Source organism: Butyricimonas sp. Marseille-P2440 (genome assembly GCF_900091675.1).
Lineage (GTDB): Bacteria > Bacteroidota > Bacteroidia > Bacteroidales > Marinifilaceae > Butyricimonas > Butyricimonas synergistica.
Genome location: NZ_LT594610.1, coordinates 1,108,421 through 1,130,330, shown reverse-complemented (window position 1 = coordinate 1,130,330; position 21,910 = coordinate 1,108,421). Strand labels below are relative to the sequence as shown.

15 protein-coding genes are annotated in these 21,910 nt (G+C 46.3%); 6 read left to right on the top strand and 9 right to left on the bottom strand.

Annotated features, from left to right (window positions below):
* Positions 1–31 precede the first annotated feature (31 nt).
* The 3 genes from BN8899_RS15710 to BN8899_RS15700 are packed head-to-tail and all read right to left on the bottom strand — an operon-like array spanning position 32 to position 5,870.
* On the bottom strand, positions 32–2,698 hold the full coding sequence (locus BN8899_RS15710; protein WP_065220107.1) for a zinc-dependent metalloprotease: 2,667 nt from the start codon (positions 2,696–2,698) through the stop codon (positions 32–34).
* A 41-nt stretch (positions 2,699–2,739) separates the two neighbouring features.
* Complete coding sequence (locus tag BN8899_RS15705) at positions 2,740–3,909, bottom strand: FecR family protein (protein ID WP_148375469.1); 1,170 nt, start codon at positions 3,907–3,909, stop codon at positions 2,740–2,742.
* A gap of 56 nt (positions 3,910–3,965) precedes the next feature.
* On the bottom strand, positions 3,966–5,870 hold the full coding sequence (locus tag BN8899_RS15700; protein WP_065220773.1) for a RecQ family ATP-dependent DNA helicase: 1,905 nt from the start codon (positions 5,868–5,870) through the stop codon (positions 3,966–3,968).
* Positions 5,871–5,974: 104 nt separating this feature from the next.
* Here BN8899_RS15700 and BN8899_RS15695 point away from each other — a divergent pair, with 104 nt between their 5' ends.
* The 5 genes from BN8899_RS15695 to lepB all read left to right on the top strand — a co-directional run bounded on the left by BN8899_RS15695 (position 5,975) and on the right by lepB (position 12,637).
* Entirely contained in the window at positions 5,975–6,817 is an 843-nt protein-coding gene (locus BN8899_RS15695) for a peptidylprolyl isomerase (RefSeq protein ID WP_231932395.1), read from the top strand.
* A 112-nt stretch (positions 6,818–6,929) separates the two neighbouring features.
* Positions 6,930–8,267: a peptidylprolyl isomerase gene (locus BN8899_RS15690; protein ID WP_018336612.1), complete on the top strand. Its 1,338-nt coding sequence runs from the start codon at positions 6,930–6,932 to the stop codon at positions 8,265–8,267.
* 27 nt (positions 8,268–8,294) lie between these two features.
* Positions 8,295–9,875 carry an OstA-like protein gene (locus tag BN8899_RS15685; protein ID WP_065220105.1) on the top strand — a complete coding sequence of 527 codons (1,581 nt, stop codon included), beginning with the start codon at positions 8,295–8,297 and terminating at the stop codon, positions 9,873–9,875.
* Between the two features lie 124 nt (positions 9,876–9,999).
* Positions 10,000–11,766, top strand: coding sequence for an O-antigen ligase family protein (locus tag BN8899_RS15680; protein WP_148375467.1), 1,767 nt, complete (start codon positions 10,000–10,002; stop codon positions 11,764–11,766).
* A gap of 13 nt (positions 11,767–11,779) precedes the next feature.
* A complete protein-coding gene (lepB, locus tag BN8899_RS15675) occupies positions 11,780–12,637 on the top strand; it encodes a signal peptidase I (RefSeq protein WP_065220104.1) in 858 nt (285 codons plus the stop codon).
* Between the two features lie 32 nt (positions 12,638–12,669).
* On the opposite strand, the gene uvrA is transcribed toward lepB, so the two are convergent.
* The 5 genes from uvrA to BN8899_RS15655 form a co-directional block, all read right to left on the bottom strand.
* A complete protein-coding gene (uvrA, locus tag BN8899_RS15670; protein WP_065220103.1) occupies positions 12,670–15,516 on the bottom strand; it encodes an excinuclease ABC subunit UvrA in 2,847 nt (948 codons plus the stop codon).
* 654 nt (positions 15,517–16,170) lie between these two features.
* Positions 16,171–16,323, bottom strand: a complete 153-nt coding sequence (locus tag BN8899_RS20475) for a DUF4295 domain-containing protein (protein WP_018336619.1) — start codon at positions 16,321–16,323, stop codon at positions 16,171–16,173.
* Between the two features lie 7 nt (positions 16,324–16,330).
* Positions 16,331–16,519 carry a 50S ribosomal protein L33 gene (rpmG, locus tag BN8899_RS15665; RefSeq protein WP_018336620.1) on the bottom strand — a complete coding sequence of 63 codons (189 nt, stop codon included), beginning with the start codon at positions 16,517–16,519 and terminating at the stop codon, positions 16,331–16,333.
* 11 nt (positions 16,520–16,530) lie between these two features.
* Positions 16,531–16,773 (bottom strand): 50S ribosomal protein L28, encoded by a 243-nt coding sequence (gene rpmB / locus BN8899_RS15660; RefSeq protein WP_018336621.1) that lies wholly within the window; start codon positions 16,771–16,773, stop codon positions 16,531–16,533.
* A 99-nt stretch (positions 16,774–16,872) separates the two neighbouring features.
* The gene (locus BN8899_RS15655; protein ID WP_065220102.1) at positions 16,873–18,129 is read right to left on the bottom strand and encodes an FMN-binding protein; all 1,257 of its coding nucleotides are present in this window, start codon (positions 18,127–18,129) and stop codon (positions 16,873–16,875) included.
* Between the two features lie 150 nt (positions 18,130–18,279).
* Here BN8899_RS15655 and BN8899_RS15650 point away from each other — a divergent pair, with 150 nt between their 5' ends.
* Positions 18,280–20,388 carry a M3 family metallopeptidase gene (locus tag BN8899_RS15650; RefSeq protein ID WP_065220101.1) on the top strand — a complete coding sequence of 703 codons (2,109 nt, stop codon included), beginning with the start codon at positions 18,280–18,282 and terminating at the stop codon, positions 20,386–20,388.
* A gap of 104 nt (positions 20,389–20,492) precedes the next feature.
* Here BN8899_RS15650 and BN8899_RS15645 read toward each other — a convergent pair whose 3' ends face one another.
* Positions 20,493–21,782: a DUF2851 family protein gene (locus tag BN8899_RS15645; RefSeq protein WP_065220100.1), complete on the bottom strand. Its 1,290-nt coding sequence runs from the start codon at positions 21,780–21,782 to the stop codon at positions 20,493–20,495.
* Positions 21,783–21,910: the final 128 nt, after the last annotated feature.

The window sequence follows — 21,910 nt, the reverse complement described above, 5'->3', positions numbered from 1 at the left end:
TTATTTTTCGCCGGCAATGCCGGCGAAAAATCTATTTATCATTCAAGGCTTTCAACGCTTCGTCCAAAGTATAAAGCATAGCCTGATAGTGTGCTCTCGTCTCCGCATCTGACGAAGACAATTTACTGTTCAACAAATTCTTCACCCGAATAGCGTAAGCGTGGAAACGGGTTTTGGAATCATCAATCGTGCGGGTGTTCACACGGTATTGCCACCCGTAACCGTATTTGAAAGAAGTCAACGCCATGTGTTTTGCCACGTAGCCGTGTCCCTTCGCTCTCTCGATTTCCCGCAATTCATCCCGGAATGCACTCACCAAACCCAATTCGTCCAAGCCGTAAGTGACAATCTCGTCCACGGAAGGCAGGTATGCCTCATTTCCCACGGAAGGCACATCCCCGTCAGTCAACACTTTCACTAACTTCGACTTTTTAGTAATCATATCGGCAGACTGGTCAATAGACAAACGTTGCAACACTTTCTCCCCCTCAGTAGGTTTGCGATTCTTGATAGCGCTCTCCCAGATTTGGGCGTACATATCGTCGAAATAATCTTTCATCGTGTACGGGTCTTTGGACACGTGAGCCGAAAGCATCACCTTCGTGTAGCATCCCAACAACTCGGTTCCGGTGTAATAACGCACGATAGGAGGCAACGCTACCCGTAAGCCAAACTGGTCGACCAACGATTCATTATGCAGCCAATCACTATTCTTCAATTGTTTCAATACCCACAAGAACGATTTCCGTTGAATATCCTTCGGCACGGACTGGAACGTCTTGCCCGGCGTCCCCGCCTTTACCTCCGACAGGTAAATACCACCGACATTATACATCACATTCCGCAAGTAACGATAATATTGGTTTCCCAACTCGTTGTACATCTGTTCCTTGTAAGCACCGTCCACGTCATCCTTAATCCATTCGTTCAAGTGTGACAAGATATACTGCAAATTCTTGATACCGTATTCCCCGGCTTTTATCGGGTCATTTCCCAAATCTTCCTCGATAGCACTCGGATCATAACGCTCGATCACCTGTTGTTTCCCGTAACGATACAACGGATCGCCCGCCTTCTCGTCAATCCAACTTTCCAACACGGCGACTTCTTCTTTCGGGCTAAGTCCGGGTAGCGGCGTGTACAACCATTTAATCACGTACTCGTCATACATTCCCAGATCCGGCGGGGTCAGCTTCACCCCTTTGTCACCGGGTTGTGCCACGTAATTGAAACGGGCATAATCCATGATGGAAGGCGTAGTCCCGTATTTTTGAGTGAAAGAAGCAGAACGCAACGAGTCCACGGGAAAAGCATTCGATGCCGCCATATTATGCATCAATCCCAGTGTATGCCCGATTTCATGAGCGATAATATATTCCAAAGACTCTGCCATCACATCGTCAGGCAATTTCTTTCCCCTCACGGATTCATCCACTTGTGACGTTTGCAGGAAACGCCATTGGTTCACGAGCTTTGCCACGTCGTTGAAAATAATCACGGAAGCATTAATAATCTCCCCCGTTCTCGGGTCTGTCCACGAGGGTCCCATGGCATTGCTTATCGCCGCGGGTACGTAGCGAATACAGGAATATTTCAAATTATCGGGATCGAAATTCGGGTCGTCCTTCGGGAAATCCAACACTTGCACCGCGTTCTTGAACCCGATTTTCTCGAAAGCCTTGTTCCATCTTAAAGTTCCCCGGCGCATCGGCTCTTTCCACGCTTCCGGGAAAGCATCATCCAGGTAATACACGATCGGCTTCACCGGTTCCACCAGTTCGCCCCGCTTGTAGGCTTCCATATCCTTCGGTTCCAATTTCCAGCGGGTAGCCAGCGTGTAGGATTGTATCTTGTCCTGATCGGTCGAGATATGCTGTTTCGCGTTAGTCAAGAATACTCCCAAGCGGGAATCGCTGATACGGGGATGCATCTTCTCCTCCGGCAACAGCAACAACGTGCGGGTAGCCTTAACGGTCAACGGCTCGTTCCTCTTCAACAAAAGAATCCCCAGCATCTTCGCCGTCACGGAATAAGAAAGATAAGACTTCACGGTCACGTTATCGTCAAACGCCTTAATATCATCGAGGATCGACCCGGAACTATTAAACGTCGCAGTGATCTCCACCGTACCTCCCGAATTGGACACGGGTGCCAACTTCTCCACGTTCCCCGTGAACATAGAGGTCACGTCAATCAGGAAAGCCAAACTATCATTCGTGTAACAATAAATCTTGAACGAATTGATGATCGGATCCATAAAGCTCCGCTCGATCACGGTCTTCATGTGACTTTCGTTCTCGTTGTACGTGGCAGACACGTTCACCTCCCGCATGAATATCGTGCTGTCCGTCTTCGTAAACTTGATGTGCATAGGCGGTTTCGGCTTGTACCCGATGGCACAGAGGTTATTGTCACTCGCCTCCGAGATCGTGGATGCCAACAACATTTCCCGGTTCAAATATTTCACCGGCATTTCAAAATAGAGTTTCCCGTCCACCTTATGCAGGGTGACGAAATTACCCCGTGATGTTTCGCATAACTTATTCTTAATCAGCTTATCATATTTACTCTGTCGCTTCACCGGTTCCTTTTTAGTCTCCGTGACAGTTGTTTTTTTCTTTCTAGCGGAAGCGTAAGTTAGCTCCGGGCATGGCAATACAAAGAGTATTACCATACTTAAGGTAATCCATTTTTTCATGTTAAAAACTTAAATAAAACTTGTTATATCATCTAATCCTGTTAGTGAGCCTTTTCATGGCTATCGTAAACCTTAATCTTCTTGTTATCAACTGTTTTAAACGTTACATTGGCAGCTTGTTCCATGATCTGCAAAACGGCTGTTATATTCTCGTACCGGGGAATAAAGCCCGAGAATTTATAGTCCTCGACCCCCGGGTCGTCAAACACGAAGTCCACGTCGTACCAGCGGGAAATCTTCTTCAACAAATCCACCAGCCGCTCCTCGCTGAAACTGAACTGGTCTTTTGTCCACGAGATATACGAATCGACCTCGACCTCCCGTGTAGAAATTCCCGAACGGGTTACAGAAGCCATCACGCCGGGCGTCAGCAACACCCTCGTGTCCCCCCGTTCCACGTTCACGCGTCCCTCGACCAGCGTCGTCATCGACACGTTGTCGCCCGGGTAAGCGGAAATATTAAACGTCGTACCCAACACTCTCACCTTGTAATCCGAGCAATGCACGATAAAAGGCTTTGCCGTGTTTTTTGCCACCTGGAAGTATCCTTCCCCGTCCAGAAACACTTCCCGAGTATCCCCGGTAAACGCTTGGGGAAATCTCAACCGGGATTCCGAGTTCAACATCACCTTCGTCCCGTCTGCCAATTGTAGTGAATAAGCCCCGCCACGAGGGATTTCCAGCGTGTTATATACCAACGTATCCGTGGTCGGGATATCGTGATATACCAAGGCTTCCCCGTTATTACTCACGAAAGGCAATTGTTTCATGATCGTATCCATCGTCACGGGAGTGATCTGCAAAGTATCGCCACCGGGCAAAATCAAAGAAGCCTTCTTACTGAAAGAATACTCGGCAGGCGTTACCGCGGCAAGCCGCGGAGGCACTTTCTGTCCCGAGGGAAATAATAAATAAGAAGCAACTCCCAGAATCAAGAGGGAAGCCGCCACCGCTACCCGATAGAAACGACGCGTGGAACGCCTCCCGCGGATTCCCTTCGCCACGACACTCCACTCCCGACGAGCATCAAATTGCTGAAACAGCGGATACTCGGAATGTTCCTTGTACTCCCGCTCCAAACGCCCGTACATCTCTTCATTCGCCTTAGAACGGGATTTCCATGATAAAAAAAGCGTTTCTTCCCCGGGGGTCAACTCCCCCCGAAGACTCTTTACAATCAAACGGATAATATCATCATTCTCTTTTCTCATCTCATCGTCATTTCCCTTATAACACTTCACGAGAAAAAAGGTACCGATGATTTTGATTATTTTTTTAATCCAAGCACCAAAGGCTTCACGTATTGAATCACTTCTTCGTCTAGTAATATTTGTATCTGTGTTATAGCAGGCTCTCGCGGCACATCAATTTTGTCAATCAATTCATTTACCGGGATATCCCGTTCGGAAAGCAAGCACATAATTTTTTCTTTTACCTCGTTCTGCCCTGTTTCCTTTGACTGTTTCTTTTTCCCGAGGCACACGTCACAAATGCCGCAAACCTTACTTTCCTTCTGTCCGAAATATTCCATCAGCAATAATTGCCGACACGTCTCGTTATCCTCACAGTAACGTACCATTGCCTTCACTTTACTCGCGAACGACAACTTGCGATCCTCGTAAGCCTCCCGCCCGATGGATATATACGACAAAGGCAGGCGAGGCTGGCGGAAAATAATATAAGGTTTCGTGTCCCCTGGCACGTAACGGATGATCTTGCGCTTTGCCAAGGCAATAAAGGCATCATACAACTCTCTGCGTTTTACTCCCAACTGGTCGGCAAGAAACTCCTCGTCGATATAAGCATCCTGCACGAAAATCCCCGCGTAATTTCTCATCAACAACACCATTAATTTCTCCAGGAGCGGGTTGCCCGTGTCGAAGTCGTACAGACGGTCGCGCGTAACGGTAAACATCACCCGGGAACGCATATTCACGTCGGTCGTGTAAGTCCAATACCCTGCAACATCAAGAATCTCAATGGAAGACATGGCTTTCGCTTGATTCAATTTAAAATTTGCCACAAACTCATCCGCGTTGAACTCGAATACACGTCCCTCCCCCTCGCCTTCACCCAATTGGTAATAATTGCACAATGCCTCGTACACCCGTTTGATATACTCCTTCGACGGGAATGTTTCATCAACCCGCCTTTTCAAGGCACCCACAGCAACGGGAGAAGACAACAACACGGCATACGCCCGCTTTCCATCCCGTCCGGCACGTCCTGCCTCTTGAAAATAAGCCTCGGGACTATCCGGAATATCATAATGTATAACAACCCGCACATCCGGTTTATCTATCCCCATCCCGAAAGCATTCGTCGCCACGATGACGGGTACCTTCCCGGTTTTCCACGCTTCCTGGCGCCAAGAACGCTGCAAAGAAGATAAACCCGCGTGATAGAAATCGGACACGATACCCTCTTTATTTAAAAATGCAGCAACTGACGAGGCTTTCAAGCGGGAACGCACGTAAACGATGGCACTTCCCCGTACCTTGGATAGTATATTATATACTGCCAAAGGTTTCGCCTCCGTTTCCCGGATCACGTAGGAAATATTATCCCGCCGGAAACTTTTTGACAAGACATGAGGAACCTCAAAACGCAATTGTTGTTGAATGTCTTTCACCACTGCCGGGGTTGCTGTCGCGGTTAAGGCTAAAATGACCACCCTGGGGAAATATTCGCGAACTTCGGCTATTCGCAGGTACGCGGGACGGAAATCATATCCCCATTGCGAGATACAGTGAGCCTCGTCCACCGTGATCATGCACACATCCATCATCCTCAATTTTTCCCGAAAACGTTCCGAGTATAAACGCTCGGGAGAAACGTAAAGGAACTTCACCGTATCGTAAATACACTTATTCATAATGGATGCCACCCGCTCTGACCTCATCCCCGTGTAGATCGCCTCTGCCGAAATACCCCGCTCCTTCAAATCCTCCACTTGATCCTTCATCAACGCGATCAAAGGAGTTACCACCAAACAGATTCCTTCCATGGCTAACCCGGACACTTGGTACGTGAGAGACTTTCCCCCGCCCGTCGGCATAAGCGCAAGTGTATCTTTTCCGTCCATTACCGAACGGATAATATCCTCCTGCAAAGGGCGAAACTCATTGTACCCCCAGTAAGTCTTCAATATATTATTTATATCACGGGTCATAACTCGAATTATCCTACAAAAATACAAAATACACGAAAAAACTGCCATGAACCGATAGAATTAAATCGCTTTTTATTATTTTCGCCCAATATAATTCCAACGAAATGATGAAACTACGATATATAGGACTGATTATCCCATTCCTGACCGCATGCAACGAGAATTTCGACGAGCAGGAAAGCCCCGTGGCAAAAGTACTTGACAAATACTTGTTGCACTCGGAAGTTAAAAGCATTATTCCCGCCGGGACTCCCTCGGCAGACAGCGCCATACTAGCACAAAGCTACGTGAGAAACTGGATCACCAAAGAACTTTTGCTCCATAAGGCAAACCAGAACTTAAGCGACGAGGAAAAGAACATCCGTAAACAAGTGGAAGATTATTCCTCTTCTATCCTGATCCATAAATACAAGGAAAAACTCGTGTCGCAAAAATTGGATCGTAAAGTAAGCGAAGACGAAATCGCCCGGTATTACGACAACAATAAATTCAACTTCATCCTCAACACCCCTGTCGTGCGGGCATTATTTATCGTGTTGCCGAAATCGGCTATCAATATAGACAACGTGCGAAAATGGTTTCGCTCGAAAGATGCCAAAGACCTATCGGCTTTAGAAGAATATTGTATCACTTCGGCAAAAAAATACGATGATTTCAACGACCAATGGATTCCCTTGCGTGATATCCTAAACTTGTTGCCGATCACAAGCGCAGATTGGACATCCAAATATAAAAATAAAGAGCTGATCGAAACGGAAGACGAGGAGAATTACTATTTCCTGAAAATATATGAAACTCGTCAGGAGCATGAAACCGCTCCACTCGGTTACGTGAAAAAGGAAATCGAAATACTACTGTTGAACAAACGTAAAATAGCTTTTGAAGAAAGCTTGGAGAAGGATATAAACTCCGAGGGAGTACGGAAAGATTACGTCAAAATATATTAACGGAATTTGAAAATTGAAAATAAAAAAGCGAAAACGATCGGATTATTCTTAGATTTAAAGAAAAAGTATTAGTTTAGAGCGTTTTTATTGAGTACAAATTTATTAATGGATTATGAGATATTTATCACTGCTTATACTTTTATTTTTAGCTAGTTATGCTTCAGCACAAAAGAACGTGATTGACAAGATTATTGCCGTAGTCGGAGAAGAAATCGTGTTAAAATCGGACATCGAGAACGATCTTTTGCACGCGCAAACCCAAAGCGCTATCGCCAACACGGCTGACGCTAAGGCTCAAATATTCGAGAACAGGCTGGTTTCAAAGCTATTGATGGCACAAGCCAAAATAGACAGTATCACGGTCTCCGACTCGGAAGTGGAAGCGCAACTGAATTCACAACTAGAACTATACATACAAAATATCGGTTCCCGTGAAAAACTAGAAGGTTACTTCGGTAAATCATACGAGGAAATCAAAAACGAGATGCGTACCCCGCTCCGGGAACAAATGATTACGGGACGTATGCAACAAAAAATAGTGGAAAATGTCCGGGTTACTCCCTCCGAAGTACGTTACTTCTATCGGAAATTCAATAAAGACAGCTTACCTGAAGTTGGGGATAAATACGAGATTCAACAAATCGTGATAAAACCGAGAATCTCCGACACGGAAAAAGAACGTATCCGGAATCGCCTGAGACAATTCCGCGATGACATCCTTGAAGGAAAACAATCGTTCAATACGCTTGCCGTACTTTACTCGGAAGATCCCGGAACTGCAGCCAAAGGTGGCGAACTGGGATATATGTCCAAAAGTCAATTGACCCCGGAATTTGCAGAGGCAGCGTTCAGCTTGAAGCCCGGAAGAATATCCAAAATCGTGGAGTCGGAATACGGGTTCCATATTATCCAATACATCGACCGTCAAGGAGATAAAGTGAACGTTCGCCACATCTTGTTGCGCCCGAGAATTGAAGAAAGTGACCGGGAAGCAGCCCTACAGCGATTGGATAGCGTGGTTAATTTTATCAAAAATGGAGAATTAACCTTTGAACAAGCCGCATATTTGGCTTCCTCGGATAAAAAAACGAGGAACAACGGCGGTCTGATTTTCAACCCGTATGATGCAGACTCCAAATTGCCGAAAGAACTGATCAAGGGCGATATGGCTAGGCAAGTAAGCAGCCTGCAAGTAGGTGAAATATCCGAACCCTTCCTTGACAGAACCGAAACGGGCGACGAGTACAAAATCATCAAAATAAAAGCGTACTACCCGGCTCACACGGCAAACTTGGACGACGACTGGCTCAGCTTCGAGAATGGACTGAAAAGAAAAAAAGAGCAGGAAATATTCGAGAAATGGATCAAGGAAAGACAAGAAAATACTTATATCCATATCGATGATGAATATAAAAACATCAAGTTCCACTACGACGGATGGATTAAATAATTGATGATTTAAGATCGACTACTTTTCATGACAAAAGCAGGTATTTGGGTTGGAATGTTATGCATAATATGGGGATTATTCCCCATAAATGGGACAGCACAGGAAAAAAAATCAAAAGTCAAAATCCTGAATGCCGATAATTTCAGCATGGAAACCCAGCACAATCTGAATAAATTCATCGGGAACGTCCACATGAAACACGACGACGTGCTTCTGTGGTGCGACAGCCTTTACCAGGTAGAACGGACAGATACCAATTACTTGGAAGCTTTCGGGCACGTGCGGGTAGTCAAAAACGATAGTATCCACATGACGGGTGACTATATGTTTTATGACGCGAACAAAAGACAAATACAGGTTCGCCGAAATGTAACCTTGAAAGACCCGCAAATTACCCTAACAACCAATTACCTGGATTACGACGGAATTTTCGATATCGGATACTATTTCAACTGGGGTAACTTGAAAGACGAAGTCAACACGCTAGATAGTAAACAAGGCACTTACTTCACACAAAGTAAACTAGCCTTCTTCAAAGACAGCGTAAAGGTTGTTTCCCCCGAATATGACATTTACTCCGATACCTTAAAGTATAACACTGAAAGCAAACTGGTGTACATTCTAGGTCCCTCTAATATCTACGGCAAAGGAGAGGACAACAACACGCTATATTCCGAAGACGGATGGTACGACACCAACTTGGGACACGCCGAATTGTACAAAAACAACCGAATCACCCATCTTACTTACACGGGATTCGGGGATACTATGATTATCGACAGTATCAGCGGAATAGCTAACCTGTATCAAAACATTACATTGATAGACTCGGTCAACGACGTGATCGTGAAAGGACACTACGCCCAAATGAATCAGACCACCAACCAGGCTTTCGTCACGGACAGTGCATTGCTTATCATGGTGGGCAAACAAGACTCTTTATTCCTGCACGGCGACACGCTGTATATGGATCAGGATTCCGCCAAAAATCAAATACTGCGGGCATACCACAAGGTTAGGTTTTACAGCCGGGATCTGCAAGGCGTGTGCGACTCGATGGTTTACTTGAGTGCCGATTCTACTATCTCCCTCTACAAGGAACCGATCACATGGGCAAGTGGCTACCAAATGACTGCCGAGAAAATATCCTTGCTCACGGGTAACGGGCAAGTCAAACAATTTTTCATGACAACCAAAGCCTTTATGGTCGGACGACGATGGGACACCCAAATGTTCGATCAGATTAAAGGAAGAAACATGACCGGATACTTCAGGGATAACGAACTGTACATGGTGTACGTGGATGGTAGCGGGGAAACCATTTACTACCCCGACGACCAGGGTGCCATCATCGGAGTCAACCGTGCCACTAGCTCCAATATCCGCATCATGATCGATAAACGCCGAGTCACGGACATCATCTTCATGAACAAACCGGATGGCGACCTGACACCCCTCCTTCTCGTCAACCCGGAAGAAGAACGCCTGAAAGATTTCCGCTGGCTGCAATACCTCCAACCCAAAGACAGGTACGACATTTTCAATACTCCCCTGCCACCTAAAGAAGAAAAAGAGGAAGAAGAAACATCGGAAATCTCAAATCACTAAATTCTTAAATCGGCTCTCACACGGATTTATTCTAAACAGTAATGTTGAAAATTATCAGAATATTATCAACTTCCCATTGTACATATTGTTGTATATTTTCCTATTTTTGCAAAAAACAATAAAAATGCCATCCAAGGAAAATATAAAGACGTACACGCTAGGAACAATTGTTTTCATCTTATCCCTGTTATTACTCTCGTCAACATTCATTGTCGGGGATGATCTTGGGAACCGGGCAGCAAAAGTCTTTTGGTTTTATTCTATACTTCCGGGTGTGGCTATTGCTTGTACCCCGCTGGCATGGATTCGTCCTTTCCGCTTCACGCTCACGGACCTGTTCGTGGTTCTCTACATTGTATATAGCCTCTTGAATTTACCTTACTCCGGCATGGAAATATCCGCCCGTGCTGGCATTCTCGTGCTGGTTGGTGTTACCTATTTTCTATTCAGGGTACTTACAACCTTCTCCTCGGGGAACTTCGTTAATGCTGCACTTTTGTTTACGGGATTTATCGAGGCAGCGTGGGGAGTGGGACAATTGTATGGTTTCACGCCTTCCCTTCACGAGCAGTTCGACCTGACAGGTTCATTCTTTAACCCCGGACCCTATTCCAGCTTCCTGGTTGCCATCTTCCCGTTGACCTTGCATTACGCCCTCACGACACAAAAGTTGCCTCAAATCCTCTCGATCATCGTACTCGTGGCACTCCTTCTCGTGCTGCCCGCCACCATGAGCCGAAGTGCATGGGTAGCGGCTATCGTCGGTTGCGCCATCGTGGTCGAACACCATTACCACCTGCGCCGGCAATGTATTGCGTTTTACCGGGCACACCCGATCGTCACTCCCGTAGCGGTTGTTTCTATTCTCTTAATCATCGGTACTTTAATGATCGGCACCTACATGATGAAAAAAGCCTCCGCCGACGGACGGCTTCTGATCTGGAAAGTATCCTCCACCATGATAGCCTCCCACCCGGTAACGGGAATCGGCTTCGGCAACTTCGCCGGACCTTACGGGAAAGCCCAAGAAGCCTATTTTACTAAAGGGGACTACACGCCGCGGGAAGAACTCGTTGCCGATGCCCCCGAATTTGCCTTCAACGAGTTGATCCAGATTACCGTGGAAAACGGGCTAATCGGGCTATTACTCTTCCTCGGTATCGTTATCTCGGCTATCCGATACGCCTACCGGGCTCAAATATACAAGCAAGCGGGACACGTGGGAGCATTGTCAGCCTTTCTGATCTTTGCCTCCTTCTCCTACCCGTTCAGCGTGTTACCGTTAACCCTCCTTTTCGCGCTACTTGTGGCACAATGTACCGCAACTGACACCCCTTCCTCCTCCCGATGGGTCACGGGCATCTTTTGCTTGCTCCTGCTCGCCCCGGCTTTTCGTTACACTTCTCATAAAACAGAACGCAAAGAAGCTTTCAAACGCTGGAAAAACGAGCAAATCTATTTCAATATGCAGGTATTCAAGCGCACGGTAGATAATTACAGGGCATTATATCCCATCATGAAAGACAACCCCACCTTCCTGTTTGAATACGGGCAATGCCTTTCCCGCACGAATAGTCCCGGCTTAAGCAACCGGGTACTCCGTGAAGCCGCCGAAATCTCCTCCGACCCGATGATCCACAACATCATCGGCAAAAACTATCAGGCGATGCAACAATACGACCTAGCGGAAGCCTCTTTCCTCAAGGCATCCCGCACCGTCCCCAACCGCATCTACCCGCTCTATTTATTAGCCAAAATGTACGCTGAAAGCGGTCAAACCGAAAAAGCCATCACCACCGCCAAAATCGTACTTGAAAAAGAACCCAAAGTATTCTCCTCCGCTGTCGAGGAAATGAAAAGAGATATGCGCCTACTTCTCCGTAACTACTAGCTGCCCGAAAGAAATGAAAAAAATCATCAAGAACATATTACAATATGCGGGAGCCCTCCTGTTAGCCATAGTGATAGCCGCTTTGCTGAGGTTTTTTATCGTGGATTTTTACAGTATTCCTTCCGACTCGATGTACCCGACCATCGAACCGGGTGACTTTATCGTCGTGAACAAACTATACATGGGGGCACGTTTCTACAAGAACCTCGATTTCCTCGAAGGAGCTAGACCGGAAACCGTGCGGGTGCCGGGATACAGCTCGCTGAAACGAAACGACGTGATCGTTTTCAATTTCCCCAAGTACAACCAGGACGGGATATGGGAATTAGACCCGCAGACATTCTACGTGAAACGATGCGTCGCCCTTCCCGGGGACACGCTTTCCATCGTGGGCGGTATCAACATAGTGAACGGCAAAAGCGGCTATGGCAACCTGCAAGACCAACAACGCCTGCACCAATACCGGGGTGACTATGCACAAGGAATCTTCCATGCCTTCCCTTTCGACACCCGGCACGGTTGGAATATCCGGGATTTCGGTCCCCTGTATATTCCTGCCGCCGGGAATACGATCACGATAGACTCGTCCAACTACCCTTTGTACCACACGATCATCTCGCACGAAACTCAAACACCTATCCGCATCAGCAGGGGAAAAATCTATCTTGGCGATTCCCTCATCCGACAATATACTTTCCGTAAAAACTGGTATTTCATTTGCGGAGACAAAGTATTCGACTCCCGGGATTCCCGTTACCTCGGTCCTATCCCCGAGGACTTTATCGTGGGGAAAGCCTCCCTCGTACTCACCTCGAAAGACCCGTACACGAAAAATTACGTGTGGCGACGTTTTTTCAAAAAAATCATTTAATCGACAATCCCTAAATCACAGAATCCGAAGGCTTATGATTTTGCATGGCGGCTAAGCTCTTCTCGCAAGAATGGAGCCGTTTCCGACTTTTGATTCTTGGCTATTTCTTCGGGAGTCCCAGTACAAACAACGACTCCTCCCGCCTTACCTCCGCCGGGTCCCATATCGATGATATAATCCGCCACTTTTATCACGTCCAGATTATGCTCTATCACGATAACGGAATTTCCTTTATCAACCAGCTTTTGCAAAACACCTAAAAGGATATCGATATCCTCGAAATGCAACCCCGTTGTCGGTTCATCCAATATATACAAGGTACTCCCCGTGTCCTTTTTGGACAACTCGGTAGCCAGTTTTATACGTTGTGATTCACCCCCGCTCAAAGTGGTACAAGGTTGTCCTATCTTAATATAACCTAAGCCGACATCCTGCAATATTTTCAATTTAGACTGCAAATGAGGAAGATTTTCAAAAAACTCCACCGCCTGGTTAATCGTTAGGTTCAGCACATCACCAATAGACTTTCCCTTGTAGCGCACTTCCAGAGTTTCTTTATTGTAACGTTTACCGTCGCAGGCTTCACAATGCACGTACACGTCCGGCAGGAAATTCATCTCGATAGTCTTCACTCCCGCTCCCTTGCATTCTTCGCATCGACCACCGCTCACGTTAAACGAAAAACGACCGGCAGAATATCCACGTATTTGCGATTCCGGTAACTTCTCGAATATTTTACGAATATCGGTAAATAACCCCGTGTAAGTAGCAGGGTTCGAGCGGGGACTTTTCCCTAGCGGGCTCTGGTCAACGACCACCACTTTATCAATATTGTCAATACCCTCGATCGACTCGTAAGGCAAAGGTGTCGTCAACGAATGATAGAAATACGCGCTCAATATCGGGTGCAACGTACCATTCACCAACGACGATTTACCACTACCACTCACTCCCGTGATGCAAATAAACTTCCCTAACGGAAAATCGACACTCACGTTTTTCAGGTTATTTCCAGTACAACCTTTCAACGTGATCATTTTCCCGTTCCCCTCACGGCGTTGCGCGGGTACGGCTATCTCTTTTTTCCCGTTCAGGTACTGCGCCGTCAGGCTATCGCTCTTCAACACATCCGCATACGTCCCGATAGCCGTGATTTCCCCGCCTTTTCGTCCAGCTTTGGGGCCCAAATCCACAATGTAATCGGCATTCTCCATCATTTCCTTATCGTGTTCCACGACAATCACGGAATTACCGTTATCCCGCAATTCCTGCAAAGAATGAATCAACTTCCGGTTATCCTTCTGGTGCAACCCGATACTCGGTTCATCCAGTATGTACAGCACGTTCACCAACTGCGAACCGATCTGCGTCGCCAAACGGATACGTTGCGATTCTCCCCCCGAAAGCGTCACCGACTGCCGGTTTAGGGATAAATATTCCAATCCCACGTCCAGCATGAACTTCAAACGGGTACGAATCTCTTTCAATATCTCTCCCGCGATCTGTTTCTGCTTCTCTTCCAGGTGAGATTCCACGTCGCAAATCCACTCGTACAAGTCAGACAATTCCATGTTTGCCAACTCCGCAATATTCTTCCCGTTAATACGGAAATGCAAGGCTTCCTGGTTCAGGCGTTGCCCGTTACAAACATCGCAAGTAGCCACGGAAATAAACTGCTCCGCCCACTTGTTGGCTTTCTTGGAGGTTGAGTTCTCCTCCTGCATGGTCACGTACTTCAGAATACCCTCGTACGTCGTCAGGAAATTGGAAGATACCCCAATCTCCGCGTTCTCCAACCGGAACTGTCCCGGGTAGCCGTACAAGATATCCGACAACGCCTCTTCCGGCAAATCCCGTATCGGCTGTTTTATATCCGTGCCATGCTTCCGCAATATCGTTTCAATCTGGTAAAAAATAAGCGAACCTTTATATTTTCCCAGGGGTAAGATTCCCCCGGCATAAATAGACAGCGAATCATCCGGAATGATTTTATCCATTGCCACTTGATTGACAAACCCCAGCCCTTTGCACTTTTTGCAAGCCCCGTGAGGAGAATTAAAAGAAAAAGTATGGGGTGCCGGGTCTTTATAGGAAATACCCGTGTCCGGGCACATCAAATGGCGGCTATAATATTTTACTTCGTCGCTCTCGTAATCTTTTATCGTCATCACGCCCTTACCGTGCTTCATTGCCGTCGCCACTGAGTTTTTTAAACGCTTCAAATCGACCTGGTCCATCACGATCTTATCTACCACGATCTCGATGTCGTGCATCTTGTAGCGGTCGACGCTCATCCCGATCGTGATCTCCCGGATCTCCCCGTCTACCCGAGCAGAAATAAAACCATTCTTCCGCAGGTTCTCGAACAATTCCCGGTAATGTCCCTTACGTCCCTTCACCACGGGCGCCAGCAGAAGAATACGTTTTCCGGCAAAATCCTTCTGCAACAATTCCAGTATCTGCTCGTCGGTATATTTCACCATCCGGCTTCCCGTTTCGTAGGAATAAGCCACCCCCGCGCGGGCATACAGCAAACGCAAAAAGTCATAAATCTCCGTGGTCGTCCCTACTGTGGAACGGGGATTTTTGTTTGTCGTCTTCTGCTCGATAGAAATCACCGGACTTAATCCCGTGATCTTATCCACGTCCGGGCGTTCCATCCCTCCCAGGAAACGGCGGGCATAAGCCGAAAAAGTTTCCAGATACCGTCGTTGTCCCTCGGCATAGATCGTGTCAAACGCCAACGACGATTTACCACTACCGCTCAACCCGGTAATGACCGTCAGCTTATCGCGGGGAATGGTTAAATCTATATTTTTCAAATTGTGCTCTCGGGCACCATATATGGCTATATTATTATCTTCTTCTCTGTAATCCATGTATCTTTCTTGACCTTAAAAACTAACTTGCGAAGTTACAGAAAAAAAGACAATATGGAAATGAAACACAAGCGGGAAAAGGTTAAAAATTCTAGGAATCAAATCAAAATAAATAGGGTTATGTACACTCGAAAATTACTAAATGATATAAATAAAAAAGGAGGGATTCTCTGCAAGTCTTAAATGGAATATATTGGGACTGACGAAAAGATGTTGTATGTGTGTGTGTGCGTGCGTCTGTGTGTGTGGTGTGTGTGTGCGTGGTGTCCCGTAGAACATATTCCAGTACCATTAAGAACTCTCTCAGAAAATCAGCTTAAACCATGGTCAAAGCTATCCCCTCTCTTTTATGCTAGATGATTCAATCTAATAACAGCTAAAAATAAATCATAAGTTCATCATCTAATATACTCTCTTTAACGTCACCGAAAAAGAAAGGTTTCATTATTTCCCGAAAAAAATCAAGGAAATTTATTTTTTTCAATCTTTCAAACTAACTCTTTCTGTTTTAGCAATCATTTCTCGTGTCTTGATCGCTAATCTGTGTTCTTTTACGGAAAGTTTTCTGATAGGTTACACTTTTTCTGAAAAAAAATTGCAAATAAAAAAGGAGCGTTGTGAAACGCTCCTTTTTTTATATAAAGATTTAAAACCTTACTTCTTCAAGGCATCTTTCACCTGTTCGTTAGGAACCATTTGTTCCTTAAAAGTGTAGGCACCGGTTTTCGGGGATTTAACCATCTTGATGATTTTTGCAAATCCTCTACCATCTGCTGTTTTTAATGTCGCAACAACTTTCTTTGCCATAGCTTAATTATTTAATTTCTCTGTGTAAAGTTACTCTTCTCAGAATCGGGTTGTATTTACGCAACTCCATTCTCTCGGGGGTGTTCTTTCTGTTTTTGGTAGTGATATAACGAGACGTCCCCGGCATACCGGATTCCTTATGCTCCGTGCACTCCAAAATCACCTGTACTCTGTTTCCTTTGCTCTTCTTTGCCATCTCTTCTTACTTTATACGTTCTTAATTAAACCATTGGCAGTAGCTTCTTTCAAGCAAGCATTAATACCTTTCTTATTGATAAGGCGCAATCCGGCTGCAGATACGTTCAAACGTACCCATCTATCTTCTTCCGGCCAATAAAAATTTCTCTTAAACAAGTTGATCTCGAATGTTCTCTTTACTCTTCTCTTAGAGTGGGAAACATGGTTACCAACCATTGCTTTTTTTCCAGTTATTTGACAAATTCTTGACATCTCTCTCAATATTTTATAAACGCTTTCCAAACAGGATGCAAATTACGCACTTTTAATTCAAACAATCAAGTGTTTTGATAAAAAAGTTTCAATATTTTTTTATTGCAGAATAAAATACAGTACTCCCAGGAATATCACCAGCGCCACGCCCTCCCCGACTACCTTCTTCCATCTCTCCGGGCTTGCCTTCCCATCGCCTTTTCTCAAAATATCCAGCAGCTCTCCCGTGGGGCAAAAATAATTACACCAGGGGCGAGAAAAAAATATTGACAACACTAAAAATATCACGGCAAGTGCGATCACCCAACCCGATGCCGCAGCCAACAAAAATGCGGGAAAAGGTTCCAAAGAAGCCAGTTCCAAGGGGATTCCCCACAACAACAAGGCAAGAATCATCATAAAATAGGTAACACGGGTATATTTGAAAATATTCCACCATATTCCCTTTGGGACAATCTTTTTCTTGCGAATTTTCCCCATGAGTTCCTGGGCTGCCCCGAACGGACACAGGTAAGCGCAATAATACGCCTTGTTCAGGAACAAGGGACAGGCAATCGCCAACAAAGCTACCACAGGCAGCAAAACACGGGCTCCCCACGGTATCCCGTTCAACAACCAGTTGAACAACAACTCGAACGAAACAAAATACCCGCTCCAGAACCCGAGAATTAAGATAGAAGCCACCTGCAAAGGCAAACGCCATCTTTTCATCCGGCTACCCCAGAACACACTAGCGAGAGCCAATAGCACCACCAGACCTCCCAAGGCATGCCGAATCGTCTTCAACCAATCGGTATGCTGTCCTCCACCGTCCCGCTCCAGGTAAAAATTCAACGCTTTCTTCACGCTTCCCCGAACGGCATCGGAAGTCATGGTTGCCCCGCTAACCGCCTCCACGTTCAACTCTGCCGCTTCTTCCAGCGTCTTTCCGTTCCAGGACGTGAAAAAGTCGCTTTTCTCTACTCTCCGGACAAAAGCCGGAGATTCACTATGAGCCAATAAAGTAAGCCCCAGAATCACATCCTCCCCGGACACCGCCAGGAACAAAGGCACATTCCCCGCGTAACCGATCAGGTCATCGGCAACAGGCGTGGTGACGATCAGCTTGCCGATCACTTTCCCGTCGCCCTTCACGTCATAACGAACGTCACTGACTTTCTCGACACTCGTGCAAGTGGGAAAATACTTCTTCACCTCGTCCAGGGGAACAATATCCGATTGTTCCGTTTCCACCGTTCCTCCCTTATCCTCTTCAACCGTCTTGAAATTCAACGAAATCAAGTAAACGATCACGCACAATAAAATGATTTTTGGCAGCTTCGTGACAAACGTTGCCACATTCTCTTTTACACTCATAACACAATTTCCATTAAATACGCAAAAATAAGGAGAAAATCATTTACTTGTATATTCAATCGGACTTAATTATATTTGTCACACGTAAACGTGTGACCTTGCAAGTGATAATTTGCAAACTTAATTATGAAACCATTTAAAATTTCACGAATGAAGAAAATCACTTACTTAGTTTGTTTCGTAGGACTGGCTATGCAATCCTGCCAATCAGGGCAAGTGAAGAATGAAAATCCATTTTTCAACGCGTACGAAACCCCTCACGAGGTTCCGCCCTTCCATTTAATCAAGAACAAGCATTATATTCCGGCTTACGAGGAAGGGATGAAACAGCAACAAGCTGAAATCAACGCGATCATCAACAATCCGGAAGCACCCACCTTCAAGAACACCATCGACGCGCTGGAGACCTCCGGGGAATTGCTCAACAAAGTAGCTTCCGTGTTCGGCAACCAACAAGGAGCCAATACCAACGATTCGATCAAGGCGATCGCCAAAGAAATCACCCCGAAGCTAACCGCACACAGGGATGCCATTAACTTGAACGAGAAACTATTCGCCCGTATCAAGACCGTGCACGAGAACCGGGAAAAAGAAAACCTCACCCTGGAGCAATTAACCGTGCTGGATAAATATTACAAGGACTTTGTCCGAGGCGGAGCCAACCTTTCCCCGGAAGATAAAGAAACCTTCAAGCGCCTGAACAGTGAATTATCCGTGTTAAGCCTGCAATTCGGAGAGAACCTGTTGAACGAAACTAACGCCTTCAAATTAGTCATCGATAACGAGAAAGACCTTTCCGGTCTGCCCGCTAACGTTATTGCCACTGCCGCCTCCGCCGCGAAAAACGCCGGATTGGAAGGCAAATGGGTATTTACGCTCCACAACCCGAGCATGATTCCCTTCCTGCAATACGCCGACAACCGGGATTTAAGAGAAAAAATATACAAGGCATACATCAACCGTTGCAACAACGACAATGAGTACGACAACAAAGAAATACTCTCCAGAATGACCTCCTTGCGGGTACAGAAGGCCCAATTGCTGGGGTATGACAACCATGCGTCCTTCATTCTGGACAATAACATGGCAAAAACGCCCGAAAACGTGTACAATTTATGCCATCAGATCTGGAAAGCAGCCCTGCCGATAGCCAAAAAAGAAGCAGCCGAGCTTCAGGCAATGATCCGGAAAGAAGGCAAAAACTTCCAACTCCAACCGTGGGACTGGCGCTATTACGCGGAGAAAATAAAGAAAAACAAATACGGGTTGGACGAGAACGAACTCCGCCAGTACTTCCCGCTGGAAAGCGTGAGAGATGGCGCGTTCTACACCGCCAATAAACTATACGGTATAACCTTCACGCAGCGTGCAGACATTCCCGTACCCCATCCCGACGCCACGGCTTTCGAGGTAAAAGAAGCCAACGGCGACCATATCGGCATCCTGTACATGGACTTCCACCCGAGAGAAAGCAAACGTTCCGGGGCATGGATGAATTCCTACCGGAAACAATCGGCTTTAGACAAAAAAATCTCCCCCGTGATCACGAACGTGTGCAACTTCACCAAACCTGCCGGGGAAGGAGTTCCCGCCCTACTCAGCTTCGACGAGGTACAAACCCTTTTCCACGAGTTCGGGCACGCCCTCCACGGGTTGTTATCCCAATGTACCTATAATAAGGTATCCGGCACATCCGTTCCCCGCGATTTCGTGGAACTTCCCTCGCAGATCATGGAAAACTGGGCTGCCGATCCCGAAGTGATGAAAGTATACGCCCGCCATTACCAAACGGGAGAAGTCATTCCACAATCCTTGATCGACAAACTGGAAAAGAGCGGACATTTCAACCAAGGGTTCGTCACCACCGAATTTATGGCAGCCGCCCTCTTGGACATGGCTTACCACACCCGTACCACGACCGACCTCGTGAACCCGAACGAATTCGAGAAAGCCACGTTGGACAAAATCGGCTTGATTCCCGAAATCACGGTGCGTTACCGCAGCCCCTACTTCCAGCATATATTTGCGGGAGGCTATTCCTCCGGGTATTACGCCTACACGTGGGCTGAAGTATTGGATGCCGACGCTTTCGAGGCTTTCAAGGAAACCGGGGACATCTTCAATCCCGAGAAAGCAAAAGCATTCCGGGAATACGTCTTGTCAAAAGGCGGGTCACAAGATGCCATGACTTTATACAAGCAATTCCGGGGACAAGAACCCTCGATCGATCCTTTGCTGAAAAGAAAAGGACTAAAATAAATACACCTTTCTATACAAAGTATAAAGGGAATGACCTCACGATAAACTGGTCATTCCCTTTTTATATCTCCGTCAATACATCCATTCTTTTTTATAATCCCCCTCTACACATCCGATTCCTTAGCCACACTCCGGAACACCTCGCTTCCCATCCTGCAATGCAGGCATTGGTGAGCGTCGCAATATTCCCGTTTAATTTGAAGCAAAGCCTGGGACTGCAAGGCGGATTTCAGTTTCACCCCTTGTTTCGTCCAAGTCTCTGTCACGTGATTGCGTTCCGCCTCCAACTCTTCCAACCATTGTACAGCCTTATCACAATAGCGCTCTTCTTTCCTCTCCTTGCCATACACGAAAAGAAAAGGAACGATCGCGTTAATCACTATCACGGTCTTCATACTATTTCCCAATCGCTTCACTTGTTGCGTGGCAAGTACTCCCGGTTTGTAGTGTGTACTCCAATACTTGGAAGCCTGCACATCCAGCAACTTATAAATATCCTCCAAACGTTCCGTTTCCAAAACCGTGGAAAGAATGAAATTAAACCGCATCATCAAAGCAGCCAAGAGAGCTAACCGCACTGTCGGAAAAGACGTCGGGCGAATCCGCATATACTTCCATTGTGACCGCTGCATCGCCGTCAAATGGAATTTCGCCGCCTGAAACTCGTATTCTTCCCGTAAAGCGATCGTGTAATCGTCCTCTTCCTCCAAATCGGACAACAACCCGGAATATCCCAGCAACAAGGCTTCCACCCGGAACAAACTATCGCTGCAACGGATCACCTTCTTGTATGAAAGATTTTGCGCCAATTGAGCAAAAGCATCGGCATTCACGTTTCCCGACCAGTAACGCACCAGCATCCGGTAGAAACAAGCCTCCCAATCATACATCGTTTCCTCCAACATCATTTTAATATCCCCACATTTCCTCTCCAGACGCTCGATGCCATACCCCGCTAGAAGCATATCCATACGCAACGAATCAATGCGTCGCAGATTACGATAGCAACGGGGTTCCACGGGAACACCTTGCATGAAAACATACTCATCCCATAACCGGGGATCGTATCGCAGGATAATCGCATCGATTTCCCGATCCCGAGAATTATAAACTTCCATGTCGGCATCCTCCACGACGGAAAGAATCACGTTATCATACGCCGCATCCTTCTCGTGCCCGTGCCGGAACCAATCGCTCGCCTTCTGGTGAATCTCCACGTTCCCCACGAGAACGGTATGGTCTATCCGCACTTTCGCGCTAAAAAAGTCGGGTCCCGCGTCCCGGTTCTGAAAACCGACATTCAGTATTTCCACCTCTTTTCCTTTAGTAGAAAAGCATCGCACACTCGTGAAAAGAGAATTTGCCCACACGTATTGCAAGAATTCTTCCGTCATATTACCTCCCTGTTTTAGATTATGATTTCATCAAGGGTTCTATATTTCATTTTTAAAACGCCTGTCACAATATTAGGAAAATTAAATCAAAAAAGCAAGTGCTAAATTTTTATAAAATCTAATCCTTT

Excerpts from the sequence above, each read along its gene's own strand:
- uvrA (WP_065220103.1), bottom strand. The coding sequence starts at position 15,516 with ATGGATTACAGAGAAGAAGATAATAATATAGCCATATATGGTGCCCGA.
- BN8899_RS15685 (WP_065220105.1), top strand. The coding sequence starts at position 8,295 with ATGACAAAAGCAGGTATTTGGGTTGGAATGTTATGCATAATATGGGGA.
- rpmG (WP_018336620.1), bottom strand. The coding sequence starts at position 16,519 with ATGGCAAAGAAGAGCAAAGGAAACAGAGTACAGGTGATTTTGGAGTGC.
- BN8899_RS15645 (WP_065220100.1), bottom strand. The coding sequence starts at position 21,782 with ATGACGGAAGAATTCTTGCAATACGTGTGGGCAAATTCTCTTTTCACG.
- rpmB (WP_018336621.1), bottom strand. The coding sequence starts at position 16,773 with ATGTCAAGAATTTGTCAAATAACTGGAAAAAAAGCAATGGTTGGTAAC.
- BN8899_RS15690 (WP_018336612.1), top strand. The coding sequence starts at position 6,930 with ATGAGATATTTATCACTGCTTATACTTTTATTTTTAGCTAGTTATGCT.
- BN8899_RS15710 (WP_065220107.1), bottom strand. The coding sequence starts at position 2,698 with ATGAAAAAATGGATTACCTTAAGTATGGTAATACTCTTTGTATTGCCA.
- BN8899_RS15655 (WP_065220102.1), bottom strand. The coding sequence starts at position 18,129 with ATGAGTGTAAAAGAGAATGTGGCAACGTTTGTCACGAAGCTGCCAAAA.
- BN8899_RS15650 (WP_065220101.1), top strand. The coding sequence starts at position 18,280 with ATGAAGAAAATCACTTACTTAGTTTGTTTCGTAGGACTGGCTATGCAA.
- lepB (WP_065220104.1), top strand. The coding sequence starts at position 11,780 with ATGAAAAAAATCATCAAGAACATATTACAATATGCGGGAGCCCTCCTG.
- BN8899_RS15700 (WP_065220773.1), bottom strand. The coding sequence starts at position 5,870 with ATGACCCGTGATATAAATAATATATTGAAGACTTACTGGGGGTACAAT.
- BN8899_RS15680 (WP_148375467.1), top strand. The coding sequence starts at position 10,000 with ATGCCATCCAAGGAAAATATAAAGACGTACACGCTAGGAACAATTGTT.
- BN8899_RS15695 (WP_231932395.1), top strand. The coding sequence starts at position 5,975 with ATGATGAAACTACGATATATAGGACTGATTATCCCATTCCTGACCGCA.
- BN8899_RS15705 (WP_148375469.1), bottom strand. The coding sequence starts at position 3,909 with ATGAGAAAAGAGAATGATGATATTATCCGTTTGATTGTAAAGAGTCTT.
- BN8899_RS20475 (WP_018336619.1), bottom strand. The coding sequence starts at position 16,323 with ATGGCAAAGAAAGTTGTTGCGACATTAAAAACAGCAGATGGTAGAGGA.